The 23,607-nt window shown below is 65.6% G+C and carries 21 protein-coding genes and 2 pseudogenes; 8 read left to right on the top strand and 15 right to left on the bottom strand.

Annotation, left to right across the window (positions count from 1 at the left end; genetic code table 11):
- Window positions 1–53: 53 nt before the first annotated feature.
- Window positions 54–767, bottom strand: coding sequence for a 7-cyano-7-deazaguanine synthase QueC (gene queC / locus A3AS_RS0125880; protein ID WP_018320446.1), 714 nt, complete (start codon window positions 765–767; stop codon window positions 54–56).
- Window positions 768–893: 126 nt separating this feature from the next.
- Here queC and mazG point away from each other — a divergent pair, with 126 nt between their 5' ends.
- Complete coding sequence (gene mazG, locus A3AS_RS0125875) at window positions 894–1,712, top strand: nucleoside triphosphate pyrophosphohydrolase (protein WP_018320445.1); 819 nt, start codon at window positions 894–896, stop codon at window positions 1,710–1,712.
- Between the two features lie 11 nt (window positions 1,713–1,723).
- Window positions 1,724–2,182, top strand: coding sequence for a GNAT family N-acetyltransferase (locus A3AS_RS0125870; RefSeq protein ID WP_018320444.1), 459 nt, complete (start codon window positions 1,724–1,726; stop codon window positions 2,180–2,182).
- A gap of 106 nt (window positions 2,183–2,288) precedes the next feature.
- On the opposite strand, the gene hflX is transcribed toward A3AS_RS0125870, so the two are convergent.
- The 4 genes from hflX to A3AS_RS0125850 all read right to left on the bottom strand — a co-directional run bounded on the left by hflX (window position 2,289) and on the right by A3AS_RS0125850 (window position 8,029).
- Entirely contained in the window at window positions 2,289–3,671 is a 1,383-nt protein-coding gene (hflX, locus tag A3AS_RS0125865; RefSeq protein ID WP_018320443.1) for a GTPase HflX, read from the bottom strand.
- 11 nt (window positions 3,672–3,682) lie between these two features.
- Window positions 3,683–3,931 (bottom strand): RNA chaperone Hfq, encoded by a 249-nt coding sequence (gene hfq, locus A3AS_RS0125860; protein WP_007591126.1) that lies wholly within the window; start codon window positions 3,929–3,931, stop codon window positions 3,683–3,685.
- Between the two features lie 312 nt (window positions 3,932–4,243).
- Window positions 4,244–5,614 carry a sigma-54 dependent transcriptional regulator gene (locus A3AS_RS0125855; RefSeq protein ID WP_018320442.1) on the bottom strand — a complete coding sequence of 457 codons (1,371 nt, stop codon included), beginning with the start codon at window positions 5,612–5,614 and terminating at the stop codon, window positions 4,244–4,246.
- An 18-nt stretch (window positions 5,615–5,632) separates the two neighbouring features.
- On the bottom strand, window positions 5,633–8,029 hold the full coding sequence (locus tag A3AS_RS0125850) for a PAS domain-containing sensor histidine kinase (RefSeq protein ID WP_018320441.1): 2,397 nt from the start codon (window positions 8,027–8,029) through the stop codon (window positions 5,633–5,635).
- 246 nt (window positions 8,030–8,275) lie between these two features.
- Here A3AS_RS0125850 and A3AS_RS0125845 point away from each other — a divergent pair.
- Window positions 8,276–8,551 (top strand): annotated as a pseudogene (locus A3AS_RS0125845) (CoA-transferase); the annotation flags it as partial.
- A pseudogene (locus A3AS_RS0125840) lies at window positions 8,551–8,905 on the top strand (CoA-transferase); the annotation flags it as partial. The pseudogenes A3AS_RS0125845 and A3AS_RS0125840, both read left to right, overlap by 1 nt.
- A gap of 13 nt (window positions 8,906–8,918) precedes the next feature.
- Here the strand turns inward: A3AS_RS0125840 and fabI are convergent.
- From fabI to A3AS_RS0125820, 4 genes are read right to left on the bottom strand one after another with little or no spacing between them, the layout of a single operon-like run.
- Entirely contained in the window at window positions 8,919–9,707 is a 789-nt protein-coding gene (gene fabI / locus A3AS_RS0125835) for an enoyl-ACP reductase FabI (RefSeq protein WP_018320440.1), read from the bottom strand.
- Window positions 9,704–10,918 (bottom strand): acetate/propionate family kinase, encoded by a 1,215-nt coding sequence (locus A3AS_RS0125830; RefSeq protein ID WP_018320439.1) that lies wholly within the window; start codon window positions 10,916–10,918, stop codon window positions 9,704–9,706. The genes fabI and A3AS_RS0125830 overlap by 4 nt, the downstream gene beginning before the upstream one ends.
- A gap of 5 nt (window positions 10,919–10,923) precedes the next feature.
- Entirely contained in the window at window positions 10,924–11,883 is a 960-nt protein-coding gene (locus tag A3AS_RS0125825; RefSeq protein ID WP_018320438.1) for a phosphate acetyltransferase, read from the bottom strand.
- 28 nt (window positions 11,884–11,911) lie between these two features.
- A complete protein-coding gene (locus A3AS_RS0125820) occupies window positions 11,912–14,128 on the bottom strand; it encodes a DUF3141 domain-containing protein (RefSeq protein ID WP_049814986.1) in 2,217 nt (738 codons plus the stop codon).
- Window positions 14,129–14,307: 179 nt separating this feature from the next.
- On the opposite strand from A3AS_RS0125820, the gene A3AS_RS48515 reads away from it, so the two are divergent.
- On the top strand, window positions 14,308–14,454 hold the full coding sequence (locus tag A3AS_RS48515) for a hypothetical protein (RefSeq protein WP_177237179.1): 147 nt from the start codon (window positions 14,308–14,310) through the stop codon (window positions 14,452–14,454).
- Window positions 14,455–14,660: 206 nt separating this feature from the next.
- Here A3AS_RS48515 and ntrC read toward each other — a convergent pair whose 3' ends face one another.
- From ntrC to dusB, 3 genes are read right to left on the bottom strand one after another with little or no spacing between them, the layout of a single operon-like run.
- Window positions 14,661–16,103 (bottom strand): nitrogen regulation protein NR(I), encoded by a 1,443-nt coding sequence (ntrC, locus tag A3AS_RS0125810; protein WP_018320436.1) that lies wholly within the window; start codon window positions 16,101–16,103, stop codon window positions 14,661–14,663.
- A 9-nt stretch (window positions 16,104–16,112) separates the two neighbouring features.
- On the bottom strand, window positions 16,113–17,282 hold the full coding sequence (locus tag A3AS_RS0125805; protein WP_018320435.1) for a nitrogen regulation protein NR(II): 1,170 nt from the start codon (window positions 17,280–17,282) through the stop codon (window positions 16,113–16,115).
- Window positions 17,279–18,280, bottom strand: a complete 1,002-nt coding sequence (dusB, locus tag A3AS_RS0125800; RefSeq protein ID WP_018320434.1) for a tRNA dihydrouridine synthase DusB — start codon at window positions 18,278–18,280, stop codon at window positions 17,279–17,281. The genes A3AS_RS0125805 and dusB overlap by 4 nt, the downstream gene beginning before the upstream one ends.
- Here dusB and A3AS_RS48510 point away from each other — a divergent pair.
- The 3 genes from A3AS_RS48510 to A3AS_RS0125790 are packed head-to-tail and all read left to right on the top strand — an operon-like array spanning window position 18,252 to window position 20,354.
- On the top strand, window positions 18,252–18,500 hold the full coding sequence (locus A3AS_RS48510; RefSeq protein WP_198293728.1) for a hypothetical protein: 249 nt from the start codon (window positions 18,252–18,254) through the stop codon (window positions 18,498–18,500). The two genes, dusB and A3AS_RS48510, sit on opposite strands and share 29 nt — an antisense overlap.
- Before the next feature lie 60 nt (window positions 18,501–18,560).
- Window positions 18,561–19,742, top strand: coding sequence for a bifunctional 2-C-methyl-D-erythritol 4-phosphate cytidylyltransferase/2-C-methyl-D-erythritol 2,4-cyclodiphosphate synthase (locus A3AS_RS0125795; RefSeq protein ID WP_018320433.1), 1,182 nt, complete (start codon window positions 18,561–18,563; stop codon window positions 19,740–19,742).
- Window positions 19,743–19,745: 3 nt separating this feature from the next.
- Window positions 19,746–20,354, top strand: coding sequence for a CinA family protein (locus A3AS_RS0125790; protein ID WP_018320432.1), 609 nt, complete (start codon window positions 19,746–19,748; stop codon window positions 20,352–20,354).
- A 9-nt stretch (window positions 20,355–20,363) separates the two neighbouring features.
- On the opposite strand, the gene A3AS_RS0125785 is transcribed toward A3AS_RS0125790, so the two are convergent.
- From A3AS_RS0125785 to A3AS_RS50120, 3 genes are read right to left on the bottom strand one after another with little or no spacing between them, the layout of a single operon-like run.
- Window positions 20,364–21,182: a class I SAM-dependent methyltransferase gene (locus A3AS_RS0125785; protein WP_026202360.1), complete on the bottom strand. Its 819-nt coding sequence runs from the start codon at window positions 21,180–21,182 to the stop codon at window positions 20,364–20,366.
- Between the two features lie 18 nt (window positions 21,183–21,200).
- A complete protein-coding gene (locus tag A3AS_RS50125; protein WP_371260717.1) occupies window positions 21,201–22,169 on the bottom strand; it encodes a TonB-dependent receptor domain-containing protein in 969 nt (322 codons plus the stop codon).
- Window positions 22,126–23,532 (bottom strand): TonB-dependent receptor plug domain-containing protein, encoded by a 1,407-nt coding sequence (locus A3AS_RS50120; protein ID WP_371260716.1) that lies wholly within the window; start codon window positions 23,530–23,532, stop codon window positions 22,126–22,128. Before A3AS_RS50120 ends, A3AS_RS50125 begins: the two co-directional genes overlap by 44 nt.
- Window positions 23,533–23,607: the final 75 nt, after the last annotated feature.

Below are 23,607 nucleotides of genomic sequence, written 5' to 3'. Positions count from 1 at the left end.
GCGTACTGGATTCCCCGCCTTCGCGGGAAATGACAATGGAAGTCGGAGCGCCATCACCTCCCCGCCACAAACTCCCGCCAGCCCTTCGCCCGCAGGCTGCATGCCGGACACTCGCCGCAGCCAAAGCCCCAATCATGCTGCGCGCCGCGTTCGCCGAGATAGCAGGTGTGGGAGTGCTCGCGGATCAGATCGACCAGCCCGTCGCCGCCGAGATCCTGCGCCAGCTTCCACGTCGCGGCCTTGTCGATCCACATCAACGGCGTGTGCAGCTCGAATGGTCTGGCCATACCGAGTGAAAGCGCGGCCTGCATGGCGCGGATGGTGTCGTCGCGGCAATCGGGATAGCCCGAATAGTCGGTCTCGCACATGCCGCCGACGATGTGGGTGATGCCGCGCCGGTAGGCCAGCGCGGCGGCGAAGGTCAGGAACACGAGGTTGCGGCCCGGCACGAAGGTGTTGGGCAGACCGTCGGCGCCCATCGCTATCGCGACGTCGCGTGTCAGCGCCGTCTCGGAGACGGCCGCAAGCGTCGGGATCGACAGCGTGTGGCTCTGGCCGAGCTTCGTGGCCCAATCCGCGCGCAGCGCCTTCACCCCGTCGAACAGCCGCCCACGGCAGGCCAGCTCGATGGCATGGCGCTGGCCGTAGTCGAACCCCAGCGTCTCCACGCGAGAAAAGCGGCTGAGCGCCCAGGCGAGGCAGGTGGTGGAATCCTGACCGCCGGAAAACAGCACCAGCGCGGTTTGTGATGAAAATGCGTCACTCATGACCAGCGCTTTAGCACTGCCGACGCGGCCCGCCAATCAGTGGAAATCGGCCTGTTCCGGCCCGCCGCGCTGGGAACGGCGGGCCGCTTTTGGCATAAGGTTTTGGAGCCAGGAGAGCGCCCCGCAATGACCCCTTCCCGCGACATATCCCGCCTGATCGAGATCATGGCGGCGCTGCGCACGCCGGTGACCGGCTGCCCCTGGGACCTCGAGCAGGATTTTGCGACCATCGCGCCCTACACGATCGAGGAGGCCTATGAGGTGGTCGAGGCCATCAGCCGCGGCGATCTCGACGATCTCAGAGAGGAGCTCGGCGACCTCCTGCTCCAGGTGGTCTTCCACGCCCAGATGGCTTCGGAGCAGAACGCCTTTGCTTTCGGAGATGTGGTCGAGGCGATCACGCGAAAGATGATCCGGCGCCATCCCCACGTCTTCGCCGACAAGGACGGCAATCTCGCCTCCTCCCACGTCAAGGAAGTCTGGGACCGCATCAAGGCGGAGGAGAAGGCCGAGCGCGCCGCGCGCCGGCCGCCGGAGGACGCGCCATCCCACAAATCGCTGCTGTCGGGCGTCAAGGCCGGCCAGCCCGCGCTGACGCGCGCGATGGAGCTGCAGCGCAAGGCCTCCACCGTCGGCTTCGACTGGAACGACCCGCGCGCGGTGCTGCAAAAGATTCGCGAGGAGGCCGACGAGATCGAGGCCGCGCTCGACCGCAACGACAAGCAGGAGATTGCGGAAGAGACCGGTGATCTGATGTTCGCCCTCGTCAACCTCGCCCGCCATGTCGATGCCGATCCGGAGGCCGCATTGCGTGCGACCAACGCAAAATTCGAGCGGCGCTTTGCCTACATCGAGCGGGCGCTGGAAGCACAGGGGCGGACGCTGGAACAGGCCTCGCTGGCAGAGATGGACGCGCTCTGGAACGCGGCGAAGACGGCGAGCTGAAAGGTAACGACGTGGACGTCAGGCAGGACGACCCGACGGCACCCTATGTCGTCGATTTGTTGGCACATCATCTGGAAGAGCTCCGCAGCGTGATGGGCGAGCACGCGCAGGCGCTGGACGCGAGCGGTCTTTCGGCCCCGTCCGTGACGTTCTGGACGGCTTGGCAGGGCGACGTGCTGGCCGGCTTTGGTGCATTGAAGCAACTGGATGAGACGCACGGCGAAGTGAAGTCGATGCGCGCCGCGCCTACTTCGCGGCGGACCGGGGTCGGGCGTGTTATTCTGCACCACATTATTGCCGAGAGCCGCAAGCGCGGATATGCGCGTCTCAGCCTGGAGACTGGTACTGCACCGCTGCACGCTCCCGCGATCTCGCTCTATCGCAGCGCCGGCTTCGTATCCTGTGAGCCGTTCGCCGACTATCAGGCGAGCCCGCACAACCAGTTCATGAGCCTTGATCTGTCCAGGTGACCCGTTGCGTAGCCCGGATGGAGCGTAGCGCAATCCGGGACCGGTGCGTCGAGGCGCGAGAATCCCGGATTTCGCTCCGCTTCATCCGGGCTACGAAGGCGATGGATCACGCCGAGAGACGCGGCACGGCGTCAAACCTGTTGACCACGATATCCCGCTTGGTCTCGTCCACCCGCACGGTCATGTCGAAGCGGCCATCATGCAGCTCTTTCGCCAGCACCTCGGCATTGCGGTGCAGCCAGCTGATGCCGGCGCCGTCGGCGGCGTCGATCGAGAGATCGAGCGTGGTGCGCTTGGCCGCCAACCGCTGCTCGATCGCGGCGAGCAGCGCGTCGACGCCCTCGCCCGACACGGCGGACACCAGCATCGCCGGATGATCCTCCGGCCTGCGTGCGGCGATGTTCAGGAGCTCTTCGCGCTGCTCGGCATCGTAGCGGTCGATCTTGTTCCAGACCTCGATGATGCGGCCGGAATCATCGGGGTTGATGCCGAGCTGGCGCAGCACGGCGTCGACGTCGCTCTGCTGCGCCTCGGCATCCTCATGCGAGATATCGCGCACATGCAGGATGACGTCGGCCTCCAGCACCTCCTCCAGCGTGGCGCGGAAGGCGGCGACGAGCTGGGTCGGCAGGTTGGAGATGAAGCCGACCGTGTCCGACAGCATCGCCTTGCCGCCATGCGGCAGGTTGAGTGCGCGCAGCGTGGGGTCAAGCGTCGCAAACAGCATGTCGGCGGCCTGCACGTCGGCACGCGTCAGGCGGTTGAACAGCGTCGACTTGCCGGCATTGGTGTAGCCGACCAGCGCGACGACGCGATATGGCACGCGCTGGCGGCCGGCGCGATGCAGCCGCCGCGTCGCCTGCACCTTCTTCAGCTCGCCCTCGAGCTTGGAGATGCGCTCCTGGATCAGGCGGCGGTCGGCTTCGATCTGGGTCTCGCCGGGACCGCCCATGAAGCCGAAGCCGCCGCGCTGGCGCTCCAGATGGGTCCATGAGCGCACCAGGCGCGAGCGCTGGTAGTTGAGATGCGCGAGCTCGACCTGGAGCGAGCCTTCCTTGGTCTTGGCGCGGCGTCCGAAGATTTCCAGGATGAGACCGGTGCGATCGAGCACCTTGGCGTGCAGTTCCTTTTCGAGGTTGCGCTGCTGGATCGGTGCCAGCGCGCAGTCCATCACCACGAGCTCGACGTCGAGGCTCTTGGCCAGCGCCGCGATCTCTTCGACCTTGCCCTTGCCGATATAGGTCGCGGGCCTGATCTGGCTGATCGGCGTGATGATGGCGTCGGCAATGACGAGATCAATCGCACGCGCGAGGCCGGCGGCTTCATCGAGTCGGGCCTCGGCGTTGCGCTGGATATGAGTCTCCGATTGCGCGTCGGCACCGCCTGCGCGCACCCGCAAATAGGGGCCGATGACAAGCACCCGCCCCGTCTGCTTAGCCCCTGCCGACCGCGGACGGTCGGCATCCCCGTCGAAATTCCGGGGTTCCAATCAGATCACTCTCAAGCCGGCTGATCCTCGCCGCCTTCGAACAACTGGATCGGCGCACCCGGCATGATGGTCGAGATCGCATGCTTGTAGACGAGCTGCGAATGACCGTCGCGCCGAAGCAGTAGACAGAAATTGTCGAACCAGGTCACGATGCCCTGGAGCTTCACTCCGTTGACCAGAAAGATCGTCAGTGGCGTCTTGGTTTTGCGAACGTGATTAAGGAAGGTGTCCTGTAGGTTTTGTGCGCGGTCTGCCGCCATTGTTTTTTTCTCGCTTTGAGTTTCTTTTTATTGCGCCGGTTGCGGCCCTCTTTGTGAAGTTCGGAGCCTCTCCCGGTTGCCGTTCCTCATGAGATCCCCCTCGGAAGGAACAGCTGTGCAATTAGAGGACAGGTGGACCTATTAGGCAAGCCGCTTCACGCGGCAGCGGGCGCCGTATTGCCCCGAAAAACTACGGAAATCGATGAATTTCCTCGTTTTATTCAAAGGTGTCGCCGCAGCGTCGCGGCGTTAGATCTTGTTCTGACGACGTTTTCCCAGTGCATACCGGTACCCGCTTCGCACGAGCACGCGCTAGCCGACACCGAGCGCTTTCAACTTTCGATGCAGCGCCGACCGTTCCATGCCAACGAACTCGGCCGTGCGAGAAATATTTCCTGAAAAACGGCTGATCTGTGCAATCAAATAGTCGCGCTCGAACACCTCGCGCGCCTCGCGCAGCGGCAGGCCCATGATGTGCTCGCCATTGTTGCTGGTCGGCATCGCCGGCACCATGGAGCCGACGTCCTGCGGCAACATGTCGGCCGTGATGATGACCTCCGGTCCACCGGCGGCGAGAATCATGACTCTTTCAACGTTGTTGCGGAGCTGGCGCACATTGCCCGGCCAGACATGCGATTGCAGCACCGCCATCGCGTCCTGGCCGATCTGCCGCTTGGGCAGGCCGCTACCGGCCGAGATCTGCTCCATGAAATAGTCGATCAGTTCCGGGATGTCCTCGCGCCGCTCCGACAGTGCAGGCACGCGGATCGGCACCACCGAGAGGCGATGATAGAGGTCCTCGCGGAAATGGCCGGCCGCAATCTCCTCTTCGAGATTGCGCGCGGTCGAGGAGATGATGCGGACGTCGACCTGCACCTTGGCGGTGCCGCCGACGCGCTGGAACGATTGCTCCACCAGGACCCGCAGGATCTTGTTCTGGGTCTCGCGCGGCATGTCCGCGATCTCGTCGATGAACAGCGTGCCGCCATGGGCTTCCTCGAGCGCGCCGGGCTTGCGCGCCTGTTCGCCGTTGGACTGCTCCACGCCGAACAGCTCGTGCTCCATGCGCTCGGGCGTGATCGCGGCTGCGTTGATGACGACGAAGGGACCGTCGGCGCGGCCCGAGGCCGTATGCAACGTCCGCGCCGTCAATTCCTTGCCGGCGCCGGCGGGACCGACGATCAGGATGCGGCTGTTGGCCTTGGCCGCGCGCTCGATGGTCTGGCGCAACTGGTTCATACTCGGCGAGCGGCCGACGAGCTGGCTTGCGCTCGGCGCCAGCTGCTTCAGCTCCTTGACCTCGCGCTTGAGCCGCGAGTTCTCCAGCGCCCTGGTCGCGACCAGGATCAGCCGGTCGGCCTTGAACGGCTTCTCGATGAAGTCGTAGGCGCCGCGCTTGATCGCGGCCACCGCGGTCTCGATGTTGCCGTGGCCGGAGATCATCACGACCGGCAGGTCGGCATTGTCCTTCTTGACCTGCTCCAGGAGCTGCAATCCGTCGAGCTTGGAGCCCTGCAGCCAGATGTCGAGGAACACCAGATGCGGCCGCCGGTTGGCGATTTCAGCCAGTGCAGAGTCGCTGTCGCGCGCAGTCCGCGTGACAAAACCCTCGTCCTCAAGAATGCCTGCGACGAGATCCCGAATATCGGCCTCATCATCGACAATCAGAATTTCACTTGCCATGGGTCGCGCCCTGTCTTGTCAGCTGCCTGTTGAGGCTTCGATTTTCGTTGAATCATTGGTCTTTTCAGCGGCCTCTTTGGTTTCGGCCGCCAGCTCTTTTGTTTCCTGCGCCGGGTCCTTGACAGGAGCGCCGGCCTCTTCGCCGGTTGCGTCCTTGACCGCGGCCGCCGGGGCCTGCTCGGCTCCCTCGGACTTCGCCGGCTGGCCGGAGACTGCGAAGCGCATCCGCATCCAGGCGCCGCGCTGGCCCTCGCGGAAGTCGGAAGCATCCTTCAGCTCGATGCGCCCGCCATGGTCTTCCAGCACGCGGCCGACGATCGCAAGGCCAAGGCCGGTGCCCTTGGCGCGCGTCGTGACATAGGGCTCGAGCAGCCGCGAGCGCGCGACCTTGGGTAGGCCGATGCCGTTGTCGATGACGTCGATCAGAACGTCCTCGCCCTCGCGCGACACGACCACGTCGATGCGGCCTTTGCCCAGCTCCTCCGGCGGGACCTGCTCGATCGCCTCGGTGGCGTTCTTGACGATGTTGGTGACGGCCTGCGAGATCAGCCGCCGGTCGAACTGCGCGCGGAGCGGATCGTCTTTGAATTCGGCCTCGATATCGATCTCGGGATGGGCGACCTTCATCAGGAACACGGCCTGCCGCACGGTGTCGGCGACGTCCTCGCCTTCCATCACCGGCTTCGGCATTCGTGCAAAGCGCGAGAACTCGTCGACCATGCGCCTGATGTCGTCGACCTGGCGCACGATGGTGTCGGTGCACTGCTCGAAGATCTGCTTGTCCTTGGCCTCGGTGATGCCCTTGCCGAATTTGCGGCGAATGCGCTCGGCCGAAAGCTGGATCGGCGTCAGCGGATTCTTGATCTCATGCGCGATGCGGCGCGCCACGTCGCCCCAGGCCGAGGTGCGCTGCGCCGAGACCAGCTCGGTGATGTCGTCGAGCGTGATGATGTAGCTGTCATGCGGCTGGTTCTTCTCGGCGCTGACGCGGACCGAGAGATTGCGCTCGGTGCCGTCGCGGGTGATCGTGATCTGGCCCTGCACCAGACGCTGGCTCCCTTCCCGCGCCGCCTTCATCATCTCGTCCAGCTCGGGCAGCACGTCGGAGAGCGGATGACCAAGCGTCTCCGCCTCGGAGTGCCCGATCAGTTTCTCGGCCGAGCGGTTCAAAATGCCGACGCTGCCGGAAGCATCGACGCCGATGATGCCGGCGCTTGCGGAGGACAGCACCGCTTCGATGAAGCGACGGCGGCTGTCGATCAGGTCGCTGGCGTTGACGAGCTCATCGCGCTGGCTGCGCAATTCCTGCGTCATCTTGTTGAAGGTCTCGCCTAACTGCGCGAGATCGCCTTCCGACTGGTGCACCGGCACCTGGACATGGAGGTCGCCGGTCGAGACCGTGTGGGCCGCGTTCATCAGCCGCCGGATCGGCGAGACCAGTGAATTGGCGAAGTTCAGGCCGATCAGCACCGAGGCCATCAGGATGGTCAGCGCGATCACGGCGAACATCAGCGCAAAGGCAACCTGGATGCCGAGCCGGCGCGACTCGATCTGGGCGTATTCGGCGACGCTGACCTCGGTCTGCTTGAGCTGATTGACGACGTTCGGATCAAGCGGACGGGCGACATAGAGGAAGGTGTCGCTGAAGGCGCGCAGCCGGATCACCGCGGCCACGAAGCTCGCATCGGGAAGGACCGCGATCTCGGGCTCTGACTCGTTGACGTTGCTGAGGAAGTCGGACGCGGGCGGCGAATAGGCGAGCCGCATGCCGGTGTCGGCGGATTCCAGGATGTTGGTGTTCTTGTCGATGATCATCGCGCCCGGCAAATTGCGGGAACTGGCGCTGGCGCTCAGCATCTCCCGGAACGAGCGGCGATCCTGGTCGTAGAGCGGCCGGGCATGCGCGATGTCGTTGGCCATGCCGAGAATGTCGCCGCGGATCAGCTGCGCATGGTCCTGCATATAGGCCCTCGCGATCGTCAGCGAATTCTGGATCACCTCTTTGGTCGGGCCGGAGAAGAGCCGGTCGAGGCCGCGTTCGATGGTGACGTTGGCGACGACGGCGACCAGCACCGCCGGCAGCACCGCCACGATCGAGAACAGGCTGACGATCTGGACATGGAGCCGCGCCGCCGCCCTGCCCCGCCGCCGCGCCAGGATCAGCTGCCAGAGCTCGCGGATGATGATCCCGACCAGCAACAGGATCGTGGCCGCGTTGGTCAGGTAGATCGAGCGGACCACCGCCGGCGTCGGCTCGATCGTGGTCAGGCCGGTCAGAACCAGAAAGGTCAGGAAGGCCGAGAGCAGTGCCAGCGCCACGGCAAAGGGCGCCAGCCAGCGCCGCGCCGACCAACGCCGGGGCTCTTCCGCTGGTGTCGTGTCAAAGTGTGCGGCCGAGGTGTCTGCGCTGGTCATTCCGGCAATGGTGGTGCTGAAAACGGGTCCGCGAAGGGCGGATACTGATGTATTCGTACCACATTGTTGCCGAATTGCGACAATTCCGCGGCGCCCCCGCCGCGGCGGACCGGCGCATCCACAGCTCTAGCGCGGCGCGTGGCACCGGCATCGTCATTCGCGAACGAGGGTGAGCTTTGACGCAGATCAAGGGTGCGCGGTGGCCGCTCGCGCCAATGTGGCTCATGCCCGACCGGAGTTCCGCCCATGAAGGCTGTGGCCGTTGAAGAAGCCGTTGCGATGCTTCCCGCTGGCACCAGCGTAGCGGCTTCATGGGTATTGGAACACCGGAGCGCTTGCTCGATGAAACGGCAGAAGACCGGATTGTCGGTGATCTGCAACGATGCCGCACTGCCGGGCAAAGGCGTCGGCAAGTTGTTTGACGCATCGCTCGTGTCGCGTCTGACCGCGACGCATATCGGGCTCAATCCCAAGGCCCAGCAGCAGATGCTGACGAACGAGATCGAGGTCGATCTTGTGCCGTGCTCGGCGGCCTCCAAGTCGACGCGCAGGGCCGCCTCGCCAACTGGATGATCCGCGGCAAGATGGTGCCCGGCATGGGCGCGGCGATGGACCTCGTCAGCGGCGCCAGGCGCGTCATCGTCGCCATGCAGCACGCGGCCAGGGGCAAGTCGAAGATCGTCGCCCAATGCACCCTGCCCCTGACCTCGGCGCGGTCGGTCGATCTCGTCGTCACGGACATGGCCGTGATCGGGCTTCTCCGGCGGCAGGGCGACGCTGCTGGAGACCGCGCCCGGGGTCAGTGTCGGCGAGGTCATCGCGCTCACTGAAGCCGAGCTCGCTCTTCCCGACAACGTCCCGGAAATGAACGTCTGATCCGTCGGCGGCCTCAATCGATGATGTGATAGCCGCCGTCGATATAGAGCACGCCGCCCGTGATCAGCTTGGCGCCGTCGAGCGCGAGGAACGCGGTGGCGTTCCCGACATCGTCGATGCTGACGAGACTGCGCGCCGGCGCCTTCGACTGCGCCTTGTCCATGAGCTCATCGAACTCGGGAATCCCCGAAGCCGCGCGGGTGGCCAGCGGACCCGGCGAGATCGCGTGCACGCGGATGCCCTTCGGGCCGAGCTCCGCGGCGATATAGCGGACCGAGGCTTCCAGCGCGGCTTTCGCGACACCCATCACGTTGTAATTCTCCACCACCATCTGGCTGCCGTAATAGGTCATGGTGAAAAGCGTGCCGCCGTTCTTCATCAGCGGCTCGGCGAGATGAGCCATCCGCAAGAACGACCAGCATGAGACATCCATGGTCTTGAGGAAGCCGTCACGGCCGACGTCGACGACACGGCCGTGCAGCGCTTCCTTCGGCGAGAAGGCGATGGAATGAAGCATGAAATCGAGCTGCCCCCATTCTGACGCGATGCGCTCGAACACCGCCTCGGTCTGCCCTTCGGCCATCACGTCCAGCGGCATGAAGATCGGCGCTTCCAGCGCCTGCGCCAGCGGCTCGACATGCTTTTTGGCGCGGTCGTTCAGATAGGTCACCGCGAGATCAGCACCCAGTGCACGAAACGCGCGCGCACATCCCCAGGCGATCGACTGGTCGTTGGCGATGCCGACGATCAGTCCCTTCTTTCCCTTCAGGGCCACCTTGCTTTCCGGAAATACTGGGATCATGACACCCTCTTAGGTCTCGTGTTGATCAACTGACCGTCCATCAATAGCGATAGCGTGTGCTGTGCAATCATCAGCTCCTCGTCGGTCGGAATGACGTAGACGGGGACGCGGCTGTCGGCTGCCGAGATCAGGGGCGCATGGCGGGCGTTCTCACCGGCATCGAGGCGGACGCCGAGCCAACCGAGCTGCTCAGCGATACGTGCGCGGATCGATGCCGAGTTCTCCCCGATACCGGCAGTGAAGACGAAGGCATCCAGGCCCTGCAAGGCCGCGGCCAGCATGCCCGCGTTGAGGCCGATCCGATAGACGAAATGGTCGATTGCGAGCCGCGCACGCGGGTCCGTGCTCGCTTCCAGCTCGCGCATGTCGTTGCTGACGCCGGAAAGCCCCTTCAGACCGCAGTCCCGATAGACGAAGTCCTGCACCTTCGCGGCCGGCATGCCCTTCTCGGCGATGAGATAGAGGATGACCCCGGGATCGATCTGCCCTGGACGCGTTCCCATCGGCAGCCCGTCGAGCGCCGTGAAGCCCATGGTACTCTCGACGCTGCGTCCCTCCTTGATCGCGCACATCGAGGCGCCGCTGCCGAGATGGGCAACGATGACCCGCCCCTTGGCGATCTCAGGCGCCACACCGGGCAGCGTCCGGGCGATGTATTCGTAGGAGAGCCCGTGAAAACCGTAGCGCCGCACACCCTCGGCATAGAGCTGCTGCGGAATCGCATAGTGATCGGCGACGAGATCATGCGTGCGGTGAAATGCCGTGTCGAAGCACGCCACCTGCGGCAGCCCAGGGAAATTCGCGAGCAGCGAGCGGATCGGCGCGAGATTGTGCGGCTGATGCAGCGGCGCCAAGTTGACAAGGCGTTCGAGGCGGGAGACGACGCCGTGGTCGATCAGGACCGGGCGGACATGGTCCGGCCCGCCATGAACGACGCGATGACCGACCGCGATCGGCGTAATCCGAAGCTCGTCGCGCAGCCAATTGCCGGCAACCGACATGGCGGCGGGCACATCGGGCACAGCTTCAACCGAATAGGCGCGATCGGCCAGCGCATCGCCGCTCGCACCGCTGGCGCGCAGGCGCGGGCGGCTGCCGATGCCATCCATTTGTCCCTTGATCTGACGCCGGAGCGCACCGTCGCCCAACGCCGAATAGACCTGAAACTTGACGCTCGAAGAGCCGGCATTGACGACCAGGATCGTGTCCATGGCGATCACGCGGCCACTGACGGCGCCTTCTGGCGCCGGGCGCGCGCGTAGAGCGCCGCCACCGCACAGGAGGCCATGCGCGCACGCGGCGTATCGGCGCGCGACGTCAGGACGACGGGTACCCGCGCGCCAAGAACAATGCCGGCACCATCCGCCTTGGCGAAATAGGCGAGATTCTTGGCCAGCATGTTGCCGGACTCCAGATCTGGAACGACCAGGATCTGTGCGCGGCCGGCGACCTCGGACTCGATGCCCTTGATGCGTGCCGCTTCCGGGTCGATGGCGTTGTCGAACGCCAGGGGACCGTCGAGCACGCCGCCGCTGATCTGGCCGCGATCGGCCATCTTGCAGAGGGCGGCGGCTTCGATGGTCGAGGGAATTTTGGACGTCACGGTCTCGACCGCCGACAAGATCGCCACGCGCGGCGTTTGGCCAAACCCGGCGTGATTGTAGAGATCGATCGCGTTCTGGATGATGTCGCGCTTGGCATCGAGATCGGGAAAGATGTTGATCGCGGCGTCGGTGACGAAAATCGTCTCGGCATAGGCCGGGACATCCATGACGAAGACATGGCTGATGCGCCGATCCGTGCGCAGGCCGCCGGTCTTTGCCGTGACCGCGCGCATCAACTCGTCGGTGTGAAGGCTGCCCTTCATCAACAGCTCACCTCTGGCGGCATGGATGAGCTCGACGCCCTTGGCCGCGGCGTCGTCACTATGGGCGGCATCCACGATCTCGAAGCTTGATACGTCCAGATCGAACCTCGCGGCGGTGTCTCTGATCTTCCCTTCCGGCCCGACCAGGATCGGTCGAATGATCCCCGCGCTGGCGCTGTCGATCGCCCCGCGCAGCGAAGTCTCGTCGCAGGGGTGCACGACGACGGTCGGTGTCGGGGGCGCAGCCCTCGCCGCCGCGATCAGCCGGTCGTACTTGCCGCCGGTTTCGTGCGTCATATCGGTCGACATCAGGTCACTCCCGCTTTCGTCAACCACGCTACGACGCTCTTGCCTGGGGATCGAATGGCGCGACGTTCGACGTCATCTCGCCCTCTCCGTCCAGGCCAAATAACTCGGCGACTCGCCTCAGGCGATTGGCGCGCTCGCCGGTGATGTCCGCGCTTGCCGAGAGCACCTCGCACATCGCCTCGAAGGCCGCGCGCCGCTGGTTCATGTCCTCGGGCAACAACCTTGGAATGGCCGCCAAGGCGCCCTCTCGGTCGAGCAGCAGCATGAAGAACTGCTCGCGTACCAGCATCTTGAATGCGGACAGGGTCATCCGGGAGCCGGCATGGTCGCGCCTAACCTGGCGCAGCGCCTCGATGCTGCGCTCGTCCACCATGCCGCGCGCGGAGCCGACATAGAGCAGCGCGCGGATAGCAGCCTCCCGCAGGCCACCGTCACCAATCTTCGCCCTCAACTCCGCAATCCTGCTTTCGAGCATGGCGCGATGCTCGTCCGACATCTCACGGCGCCGCGTTGACTCGGCGTTGGGGTCGATGCCGACAGCGGCCTGGAGCGCAGGTGAGCCATAGACGTTGAGGAAGACGGTCTCGCTCAGCGCCTCCTGGGCATCGCGCCAGCTGTCGAGCGCATGCACAATCTGCTTCGACACATGCTCCTGGAAGGCCAGGAACGGATTGTCTTGCGACACCGGCCTGCGCTTCTCTTCGGCGCGATCGGCCGCCGCCTTCACCACGGACATCCATGGATTCTGACTGCTGAAAGCCTCATATTGCATGCGTAGCGGATGCATCTCGCGCGCCCAGTTGGCCGCCTGTGGCGTCACCATCTTCTTGATCCAGGGCTGCACGAATTTCTGATAGGCTGCAAGATTGAGCTCCGAGATGCGCTTGGCGGTGGCGAACCGCCGCTCATCCTCGGGGGAATTGCCGCCCATGACCCGGATGTCGTCGAGCGTACGGGCCTCGCAACGCATTACCCATTGTCCCGTTGCAAGGTCGGCGTTGAGCGTCTCGCTGCCCCTCGCCTCGAACGTCGCCTCGTAGAGCCCGGGCGGGAGCACGTCGATCAGATCGATGTTGCTGGAGAACTCGGAATGCTCTTTCTTGGCGACGCCTCCGGACACGAAGATCCCGAGATGACCGATGCTTTCGTGGATGGTGTAAACGATGGTCTGGCCATATGCCCTGATCTCATTGACGTCGGCGTAGCAGTCGCAAATCCAGTCCAGCGCCTGCTGCGGCGGGGTGACGTTGTCGCCCTTGGAGCAGAACACCACGATCGGCGAGCGGATATTGCGCAGGTCGACCTTCTCCCCGTCCGACATTTCGATCCGGCCGGCGGCGAGGTTGTTGCCGATGAACAGCTCATCGACGATGAACTGGATCTCCTCGGCGTTGAGATTGACGTGCCCGCCCCACCAGCGTTCGAAGTCGAGATAGCGCTCGGCCTCGGTGTCGACTTTGGAATAGACGTTGTATTGCTTGGTCCAGAGTGTGTTCGAGGGGTTCTGGTTCTCGAAATTCTGCACCAGCCAGGCGCCGTCGAACTTGCCGGCACCGAGATCGCTCGTCAGCGCCGTCAGCCAGCTTCCGCCCAGGAGGCCGCCGGAATAGCGCATCGGATATTTGCCATGCACGCCCGCCCAATAAGCGAGCGGCGCGCCTGCGATGATCAGCGGTCCGAACAGCTCCGGCCGTAGCGACGCCAGGATCATGATCGCCCAGCCGGCCTGACAATTGCCAATGACGCAAGGCTTGCCGTCGGCGTCGGGGTGACGGCTGATGACAGTTTCAAGAAACGTCGCTTCGGCTCGCGCAATGCGCTCGATCGTCTGGCCGGGCATGGGTTCGGGCAGAAACCCGATGAAGTAGCAGGGATGTCCCGCCTTCATCGCGACACCGATTTCGCTGTCCGCCTTGAAGCCGCCGATGCCGGGACCATGGCCGGCGCGCGGATCGACGACGACGAACGGCCGCCGCCTCATGTCGATCGCGACATTCTTGGGTGGGATGATGCGTACGAGCGCGTAGTTGACAGGCTCGTCGAGTTTGCGGCCGTCCGTGATCAACTCGGCGGCATATTGCAGCACATGCGGCGCGGTCTGCGCGAGGTGCTCGCGATATTGGTCGCCGCGCTGGCGCATGATGTCCAGAAACAACACGCTCCGCTGTCCGGCATCGACCAGATACTCCACGGCGGAGGCGACTAACTCCGACATGGGACCGGCAGGCGGCTTCAGATTTTCCATCGCAATCTGACCTCGTTGTGTGCGAGGCCACTCAAGGAGAGATGTCACCGGCGACGTTGACATAGGTCAACGGTCAGCGGTTTCCAGCATAGCGGGACGCCAGATCTTGGAACCTTCTAGAGGTAGATCGATAATGTCAGACGGGGGAACTGTTTCCGGCCATTCCGGCTTGACATGGCATGGATAGGTTCTTCCTCGCGATAATGGTTTCTGCCGTTCTGCTGCTGATCGTGGCGTCCGATCTGCTGGTCAACGGTCCCGGTCTGCAGGAGCCGACGACAGACGTCGCGCGCCTGATGCCGTCGACCGAGCGACTGTTCAGGTGATGGATCGCGGTCGCGGGCGACTGAATGCCTCACCCTTGTGTGACCGCGGAACATGTGTGACCGCGGAACATTTCGGCCCCATTCCGACTTCTGCTCACCGCGTCAGCCAAAACGGCCAGCGCGATCCGGACAGGCTCAGCTCCGCTTTGGTAGGGGGAGCTGAGCCACCGTCCGCGTAAACGCGTTTAGCGTTTGTCGCGAGGGAACTAGCCCCCGCTCCGATAGACCTGGATGTCGAGATCCCGGATCTTCTTGCGCAGCGTGTTGCGGTTGAGGCCGAGCAGGTCGGCGGCGCGGATCTGGTTGCCGCGGGTGGCGGCGAGCGCGGCCGTGAGCAGCGGCACCTCGATCTCCTTGAGGATGCGGTGATAGAGGCCGGGCGGCGGCACGCCGTTGGGGAAGCCTTGGAAGTGCGAGGACAGATAGGCCTCCACTGCGCCGCCGAGATTGTCGACGCCCTGCTGGACCGCGGCGCCCGGGCTGACCGAGGGCGGCGCCAGCTCGCCATCGATGACGGAAGCCGTGATCACGTCCTGCGGATAGAGCGCGGCGAGGCGCCGGGCGAGGTTTTCCAGCTCGCGCACGTTGCCGGGCCAGCGGTGCTGCTTCAGCCGCTCCAGCGCCAGCACGTCGAGCTTCTTCGGCGACAGGCCGTCCTTCTCGGCCAGCGCGAAGAAGTGCCGGATGAGATCGGGCAAATCCTCGATGCGCTCGCGGAGCGGCGGCAGCCGCAGCGGCACGACGTTGAGTCGGAAGAACAAATCTTCCCGGAACAGGCCCTGCTGGATCAGGACGCGCAGATCCTTGTTGGAGGCCGCGACGATACGCACGTCGGTCTTGATCGGGGTGCGGCCGCCGACGGTGGTGTATTCGCCCTGCTGCAGCACGCGCAGCAATCGCGTCTGCGCCTCCATCGGCATGTCGCCGATTTCGTCGAGAAACAGCGTGCCGCCCTCGGCCTGCTCGAACCGGCCGGAGGCGCGGGTGTTGGCGCCGGTGAAGGCGCCGCGCTCATGGCCGAACAGTTCGGATTCGATGAGGTCGCGGGGGATCGCCGCCATGTTGACCGCGACGAACGGGCCGTTGCGGCGCTTGCCGTAATCGTGCAGCGCGCGCGCCACCAGTTCCTTGCCGGTGCCGGACTCGCCCGTGATCATCACGGTGAGATCGGTCTGCATCAGCCGCGCCAGCACGCGGTAGATTTCCTGCATCGCCGGCGAACGGCCGACCAGCGGGATCGCCTCCATCTCGGCGTCCTCGTCCGGGGTCGAGACCCGCTCCTTCGGCTCGGCCAGCGCGCGGCCGACGATGGCAATCAGCTCCTTGAGGTCGAACGGCTTCGGCAGATATTCGTACGCCCCGCGCTCGGAGGCGCGGATCGCCGTCATGAAGGTGTTCTGCGCGCTCATGACGATGACGGGCAGATTCGGCCGCATCTTCTTGATCCGCGGCAAGAGGTCGAAGGCGTTTTCGTCCGGCATCACCACGTCGGTGATGACGAGATCGCCCTCCCCCTGGCTGACCCAGCGCCACAGCGTTGCGGCATTGCCGGTCAGCCGCACTTCGTAGCCGGCGCGGGACAGTGCCTGATTGAGAACGGTGCGGATGGCGGTATCGTCATCTGCTACGAGAATGCTACCTGCGGGCATCGTTAATCCTCATTTCGCCCCCTGTGACGCAGGCGACGGCTTCCCGGCAGAGTCGGCGCGACTGCTTTGATCGGCATGTTTCACCGATGTGGAATACATCGGCATCAGCACGCGGAAGGTGGTCTTGCGCGGCTGAGATTCGCATTCGATGATGCCCCCGTGATCGCCGACGATCTTGGCGACCAGCGCAAGGCCCAGGCCCGAGCCGGTCTGCTTGGTGGTCACGAAGGGATCGAACAGGTTGGGCAGAAGATCGTCCGGCACGCCAGGTCCGTTGTCCTTCACGCAGAATTCGAGCGGCAAGGATACCCGGGATTTTTGACCGGGGACTGACAGGCGCACGCCGGGGCGGAACGCGGTGGTGAGCTGGATCTCGGCGTCGGGGATGTCGATCAGGGCTTCTGCGGCGTTCTTCACGAGATTGAGGAACACCTGGATCAACTGGTCCTGGTTCGCCAGCACCGGCGGCAGCGAGGGATCGTAATCCTCGATGAAGCGGATGTTGCGGGCAAAGCCGGACTGCGCCAGCCGCTTGACGTGGTCGAGCACCGAATGGATGTTGACGGGGCCGCGCGATACGGGGCGCTCGTCGCCGAACACCTCCATGCGGTCGACCAGCGTCACGATGCGGTCGGCCTCGTCGCAGATCAGGCGCGTCAGCATGCGGTCCTCGGACGAGGCCTGCTGCTCGAGAAGCTGCGCCGCGCCGCGGATGCCGGAGAGTGGATTCTTGATCTCGTGCGCCAGCATCGCGGCCAGCGCGATCACCGAGCGCGCCGCGCTGCGATGGGTGAGCTGGCGGTCCATCTTGTCGGCGATGGAGCGCTCCTGCAGCATCACCACGATATGGCCGGGCCGCTCGGTCAGCGGCGCGACATGCAGATCGACCTGCCGGTCGCCGCCCATGCGCGGCGTGCCCAGATCGACCTTGTATTCGTTGACCGGCGAATTCGACGAGCGCACCTGGTCGATCAGCGCCAGCAAGGGGCTGCCGAACGGCACCAGCTCTTTCAACGACTGCCGCTTCAGGAACTGCGTCGAGATGTCGAAGAAGGCCTCGGTCGCGATATTGGCGGCGACGATCTTGCCGTCCGGCCCGATCATGAGCACGGGGTTGGGCAAGGCATCCAGGATCGCGTCGCTGTCGGACGGCCGGCGATGTTCGGCGGCGGAGCTCATGCAGCAGCGCTCCATCCGAAGTCGTCGAACGCATCCTGCAGCGACTGGTGGACCAGGCGCGGATCTTCCGAGGTGAGGATCTTCTGGCGCCAGGATTTCAGCTTTTCGGCCGGCGCGCGGCTTACCTCGGCTGCGACATCGAGCGCCCAGCCCAGATGCTTGCGGGCATGCCGGAGGCCGATGCGCAGACCGTAGAGCGCGCAGACGCCCTCATAGAGCGTGCGGACATAATGCAGCTGCGTTTCCAGCGAGGGCCCAGCCTCCTCAGCCCCGCCCTGCAGGCGGCGGCCGATCTGACCGGGCAGCCAGGGCTGGCCCTGCGCGCCGCGGCCGATCATCACGGCGTCGGCGCCGGAGGCTTCGAGCGCCGCGAGCGCTTTCTCGTAGGAAGTGATGTCGCCGTTGACGACGAGCGGAAGGCAGGTGGCCTCGCGCACGGCGCGGATCGCATCCCAATCGGCCTCGCCCTTGTAGAACTGGCTGCGGGTGCGGCCATGCACCGTGACGAGCTTGACGCCGGCGGCTTCCGCGCGCCGCGCCAGTTCCGGCGCGTTGCGGCTGCGGTCGTCCCAGCCGAGCCGCATCTTCAGCGTCACCGGCACCTTCACCGCCGCGATGGTCGCATCGATCAGGCTGACGGCATGGTCGAGGTCGCGCATCAAGGCCGAGCCGGACTGACCGCCGGTGACGTGGCGGGCCGGACAGCCCATGTTGATGTCGATGATATCGGCGCCCTCGGCTTCGGCGATCCGGGCGCCCTCCGCCATCCAATGCGTCTCGCAGCCGGCGAGCTGGACCACGTGCGGGCCGATGCCGGTGGCTTCGCAACGCAACCGGGACATCCGGTGGCCGCTCGCGAGCTCATCGCTGGCAGTCATTTCGGACACGACGAGACCGGCGCCAAGCTCGGCGGCCAACCGGCGGACGGGCGAGTCAGTCACCCCCGACATCGGTGCCAGGAAGACCGGGGTGGCGACATCAATATCGCCTATTTTCAACGGCTTAGAGCCGGATACTGCCGAACCGGTCACGGGGTTCTCGTTGACTGGGCAGGGCCTCATCGCGCCTGCCATGACCTATCTTGCGCACAATTCTTGTGCAGTCAAGCGTCATGCCTACAGTTTAGACAATTCTGCAAATCTTTCAAGTGCAGTGCAGCAAATTGCTGTTTCCAACAATCCGGGGAAACCCCCTTTTTTTGCGGGCCTGCCGTGCTAGAGGCATGCGGCAATCACCCCACTCCCCGACTCTCCATCACCAACTGAGTATTCGAGTCCTATGGCGAAATCACAACGCACCGCAGTCGTCCTCGTGGCAGCCGGGCGTGGACTGCGTGCGGGCGCCGGCGGGCCGAAGCAATATCGCGAGATCGGCGGCGTGCCCGTGATCTACCGCGCCATGGAAGCCTTCAGCCGCCACGCCGACGTGTTTGCGGTGCAGCCGGTGGTGAACCCTGATGACAGCGCCATCTTCACGGCCGCGGTCGCCGGGCTCGAGCACGAGCCGCCGACCAATGGCGGTGCGACCCGGCAGGCCTCGGTGCTTGCCGGCCTCGAGGCGCTGGTCAAGCACGAGCCCGACATCGTGCTGATCCACGACGCCGCCCGCCCCTTCGTCTCGGAAGGATTGATCTCGCGCGCGATCGAGGCGGCGAGCCGCACCGGCGCTGCCATCCCCGCCGTTCCCGTCACCGACACCATCAAGCTGACCGGCGATGGCGGCAATGTCGAGGGCACGCCGGACCGTGCGCGGTTGCGAATCGCGCAGACGCCGCAATCCTTTCGTTTCGACGTCATCCTCGAAGCGCATCGTCGCGCCGCGAAGGATGGCCGCAGCGATTTCACCGACGATGCCGCGATTGCCGAATGGGCGGGATTGACGGTTGCAACCTTTGAAGGCGATGTTGCCAATATGAAGCTCACTACTCCCGAGGATTTCGTGCGCGAGGAAGCGCGCCTGGCGGCCCAGCTCGGCGATATCAGGACCGGCACGGGCTACGACGTGCACGCCTTCGGTGAGGGCGACCATCTCATGCTCTGCGGCGTGCGCGTGCCGCACACCAAGGGTTTTCTCGCTCATTCCGACGGCGACGTCGGCCTGCATGCGCTGGTCGATGCCATCCTCGGCGCGCTCGCCGACGGCGACATCGGTTCGCACTTTCCGCCGAGCGATGCCAAGTGGAAGGGCGCCTCCTCCGACCAGTTCCTGAAATACGCCATCGAGCGCGTCACCCAGCGCGGCGGCCGCGTTGCCAATCTCGAGGTCACCATGATCTGCGAGCGGCCGAAGATCGGCCCGCTGCGCGACACCATGCGTGCGCGCATCGCCGAGATTTCCGGCGTCGACGTCTCGCGCGTCGCGGTGAAGGCGACCACCAGCGAGCGGCTCGGCTTCACCGGCCGCGAGGAAGGCATCGCGGCGACCGCGAGCGCCACCATCCGTCTTCCCTGGAGCGTCTAGGTCATGGGCGGCAGCGACGCACGCGCCCTCTCCCGCTCGCTGCTCGACCTGTGCCGGATGCGCAAGCTGACGATCGCGACGGCTGAATCCTGCACCGGCGGCCTCGTCGCCGGCGCGCTGACCGACATCCCCGGCTCTTCCGACGTGATCGATCGAGGCTTCGTCACCTATTCCAACGACGCCAAGCGCGCGATGCTCGGCGTCGAAGCCGGCACGCTGACGAACTTCGGTGCCGTCAGCAAGGAGACCGCGACCGCGATGGCGGTCGGCGCGCTGGAGCGTGCCGGCGTCGATCTCGCCGTCGCCATCACCGGCATTGCCGGCCCCGGCGGCGCGACGCCCGGCAAGCCGGTCGGTCTCGTGCATTTCGCCGTCGCAGCGCGCGACGGGCGCATCATCCACCGCGAGCACCGCTTCGGCGCGATCGGGCGCACCGCGGTGCGCGCCCGCTCGGTGGTCGAGGCGCTGCGCATGCTGATGGATCTGGCCCGCGGCCCGCAGCCCCAGGCCAAGCCGCGCCGTCCCGCTGCAAGCCGCCTGCGCCCGCGTGTGACGCGCTCGCCGCGCCGGCATGTGGCCAAACGACGGACGCCGCGGTCGCCGCGGGGCTGAGCACCCCGCTCACGGCTTGCGGGCAATCACGCGGATCGCAGCCAGATTGGCGCGATGCTGCTCGAACACCCGCCGCATCGCCAGCACCCGGCGCCGCGCCGCACGATCCAGCAGAAGATTCCTGGCGAGCCGCAAGGCGCCGACGAGGCCCTCGTCCTGCACCAGGCGCCGCGGCCGCAACAGATGCATCGGCGCGAATTCGACCGCCTCGATCTGAAAGCCGACGCTCTCCAGCAGCCCTCTCCATCCGTCGCCGGACAACGGACGCGCGCCGACATGGATAGCGCCGGAGAGCGCGCGGTCGATCTCCTGCCTTTGGCCGAACGGCATATTGTCCGGCGTCACGGCGAGCTCGTGGATGCCGTAACGTCCGCCGGGGCGAAGCAGCCGGAACGCTTCCGCCGCGATGCGGCGCTTCTGCTCCTGGGTCTGCATGCTCAGCATCGCCTCGCCGATCACGACCGACGCCGAACCGGCCGGCAAGGTCGTCCGATCGGCCGTGCCGACGATGACCGAGACATTCCGCCTCGCCGGCAGCTGCTGCCTCGTCCACGCCGCCGCCTGCGCATCGCGCTCGACGCCGACATAGGTTCGCGGGCCTCGCGCCAGGATCAGGCGCGCGGTGACGCCGAGCCCAGGCGCAAACTCGACGACATCGTCTTCGGCGCCGATCACCAGCCCGTGCAGCAGCGCGCGCGTCAGGCCAAGACCGCCGGGACGCAGCACGCGCTTGCTGAGCCGGGCCAGCAGCCAGTGACCCGGCATCTTCGCCACGTCGAGATCGCCTCCGGGCAGGTCGACCGGTGGCATCGTGTGGTCTGCAATCATGGGAGTCTCCTTTGCAAGTTAGAACCGCGCCCGGATGCCGCCGTAATAGCCGCGTCCGTCGCCGGGGATGAACGCGGCCTGGTCCGGTCGCGCCTGATCGACGATCAGGGTCGATGCGGCATAGGTCGCGTCGAACAGATTGGTGATCTCGCCGAACACCGAGAAGCGCTCGCTGATCCGGTATTCGGTACGCAGATCGGCGACCACGAACGGATCGGCAAACAGCGTGTTCATGTTGTCGACCGGCATGTGGCCCGGGCTCCAGCGCACCACGCCTTCGAGCTTCCAGGCGTCGGTCGCCTGATATTGCAGGACCGCGTTGACGAGATGCGGCGGCGCGCCGGCCAGCCGGTTGTTGCCGCGCAGTGGATCGTTGTCGAAGCGGAAGTCCTGGTAGGTGTAGGCGACGCGGCCGGTCAGCCGCTGCGCGATCCTGACACCGAGGCCGAGCTCGACGCCGAGATGCGTGGTGCGGTCGGCATTGAACGCTGCCATCAACGCGCCGGTGGAGTCGCGCAGGCTGAGCAGTTCGTTGTCGACCCAGGAATAGTAGCTGACCGCGTCCCACGACAGGATGCCGGCGCGGCCGCGCCAGCCGCCCTCAACCGTGGTGGCGGTCTGGGCCTTCAGATTGGGCGCCGCGAACGCAGCTGCGACGAGCCCCGGATTGCCCGGCGTCGGCCGCCCCGAGCTGCTGTTCGGCGTCCCGTTGATCGTCGCGAGCAAATCGTCATGTGACGGCGGCTCGAAGCTGCGGCTGACCGCGGCAAAGACGGTCTGGCCGGGCACGGGCCGGAAGGTCACGCCGAGGCTGGGGCTCCACGCCGAATAGCTGCGCGCATAGCTCGAGCTCTGCGTTGGCACTGCGCCGTTCGGCAGCAGCATGGTCGGATTTGCCGGATTGTAGGCGATCGTCGGCCGCGTCGCAATCCGGTAGACGTCGTCATTGTCGCGCGTGGCGTGGCCATAGGCGATCGCCGGCGACACGGGTGATCCGGTCCCAGATCGGTAGATTGAGGCCGCTATGCAGCGCCAGCGTCGTCGCATCGAGCCGACTCTCGCCGAACTTGGCGCCGGTCTGCCCGGCCTGGTTGATGAAATTCTCCCGATCCGCCGATCCCACCGAATATTGCGCGGTCGTTTCCACGAGCGGCAACGCCGCCGCGCTGTCGGGCTTGTAGGCGTAGCGGAACACGCCGGTCGCATCGTCACCCCGCGTGGCGCGGACGCCTGAGGAGATCGGAAAGCGGAACATGTCGTCGCTGTGGGTATAGCCGAGCGCCAAGTCGAACAGATGCGCGTCGAACGTCGCGGTGGTTCGCGATCCCGCCACGAACTGCTCGGCCTCGCGCCGCGGCCTGTCGCGCACCACGTTGGGGCCCGGATTGATCGAGGTCGACGGCGGGATGAAGGTCGGCCCGGCAAACACCTGCCGCGGATTGGCCTGCATCGCGCTCTTGGTCAGCGGTCCCGCCACATCGAAGCCGAGATCGGTGTAGCCGATGAAGAAGCGCGTGCTGACATTCTCGGACAGCACGGCGCCGACATTGGCATTGAAACTGCTGCGCTCGGAGCTGTTGTAGTCGCGAAAGCCGTCACGACGGCTGAAATCGGCCTGCACCAGCGCGTCCACATTGTCTTTCCTGCCGCCGGTCTGCGCGCTGGCATTGATCTGGCCGAAGCTGCCGCCGCTGATTGCGGCCTGCGTGCCCGGCGAGGACGATCCCGTCGGCGACACGAAGTTCAGCGCGCCGCCGAGCACGGTGGCGCCGAGGCGGTTGGCCATGTAGCCGCGATAGACCTCGATGGCCTCAGCCTGCTGCGGATTGGCGAAGCCGACGATGTAGGAGCCGTCGGCGCGATTGATGGGCAAGCCGTTCTGCAGCACCAGCAGCCCGCGCTCGACCGGATTCTGCTGCAGGCCGGAGCCGCGGATCTGGATGCGCGGCTGGTCGTTGCCGCCGAAAAAATTCTGCACCACGACACCGGGAACACCGCTGAGGGCACGTGACACGGTCGGATTGCCCGTGGGTGAGAGATCCTCGCGCCGGACCACCGCGACGCCGCCTGCGAGCGCTTCGAAGCGCTCCTGCACCGATGCAGCCGAGGCAGCATGCCCCGTAACCTCGTCGCCGGAATTGTCACCGCTGCGAGATTGCGGCTTGGCGGCGCCGCGCCGCGCCGCGACCCGCTCGCGAGATGCCGCCGGGGGCTTCGCCGCGCTCTTCGGTGCCTCCACCACGACAGGATCGAGCTGGACCGACGCGCCTGGCGCCGCCGATTGCGCCAGGCAAGCCTCCCCGGCGAGGGCCGGCAGCAGCAAGCCGGACGCAGTCCAGGACAGCAGCACCGCACCCTTCGTTCTACATGCGCGCCGCGAGCGCCCTCGCCCCAACGACGGATTCTTCATCTTGCTTCCCAAGTC

It is taken from the genome of Bradyrhizobium sp. WSM2793 (assembly GCF_000379585.1).
In the GTDB taxonomy this organism is placed as follows: domain Bacteria; phylum Pseudomonadota; class Alphaproteobacteria; order Rhizobiales; family Xanthobacteraceae; genus Bradyrhizobium.
The sequence above is the reverse complement of the archived record's forward strand: the minus strand, read 5'-3'. Positions and strand labels throughout refer to the sequence as shown.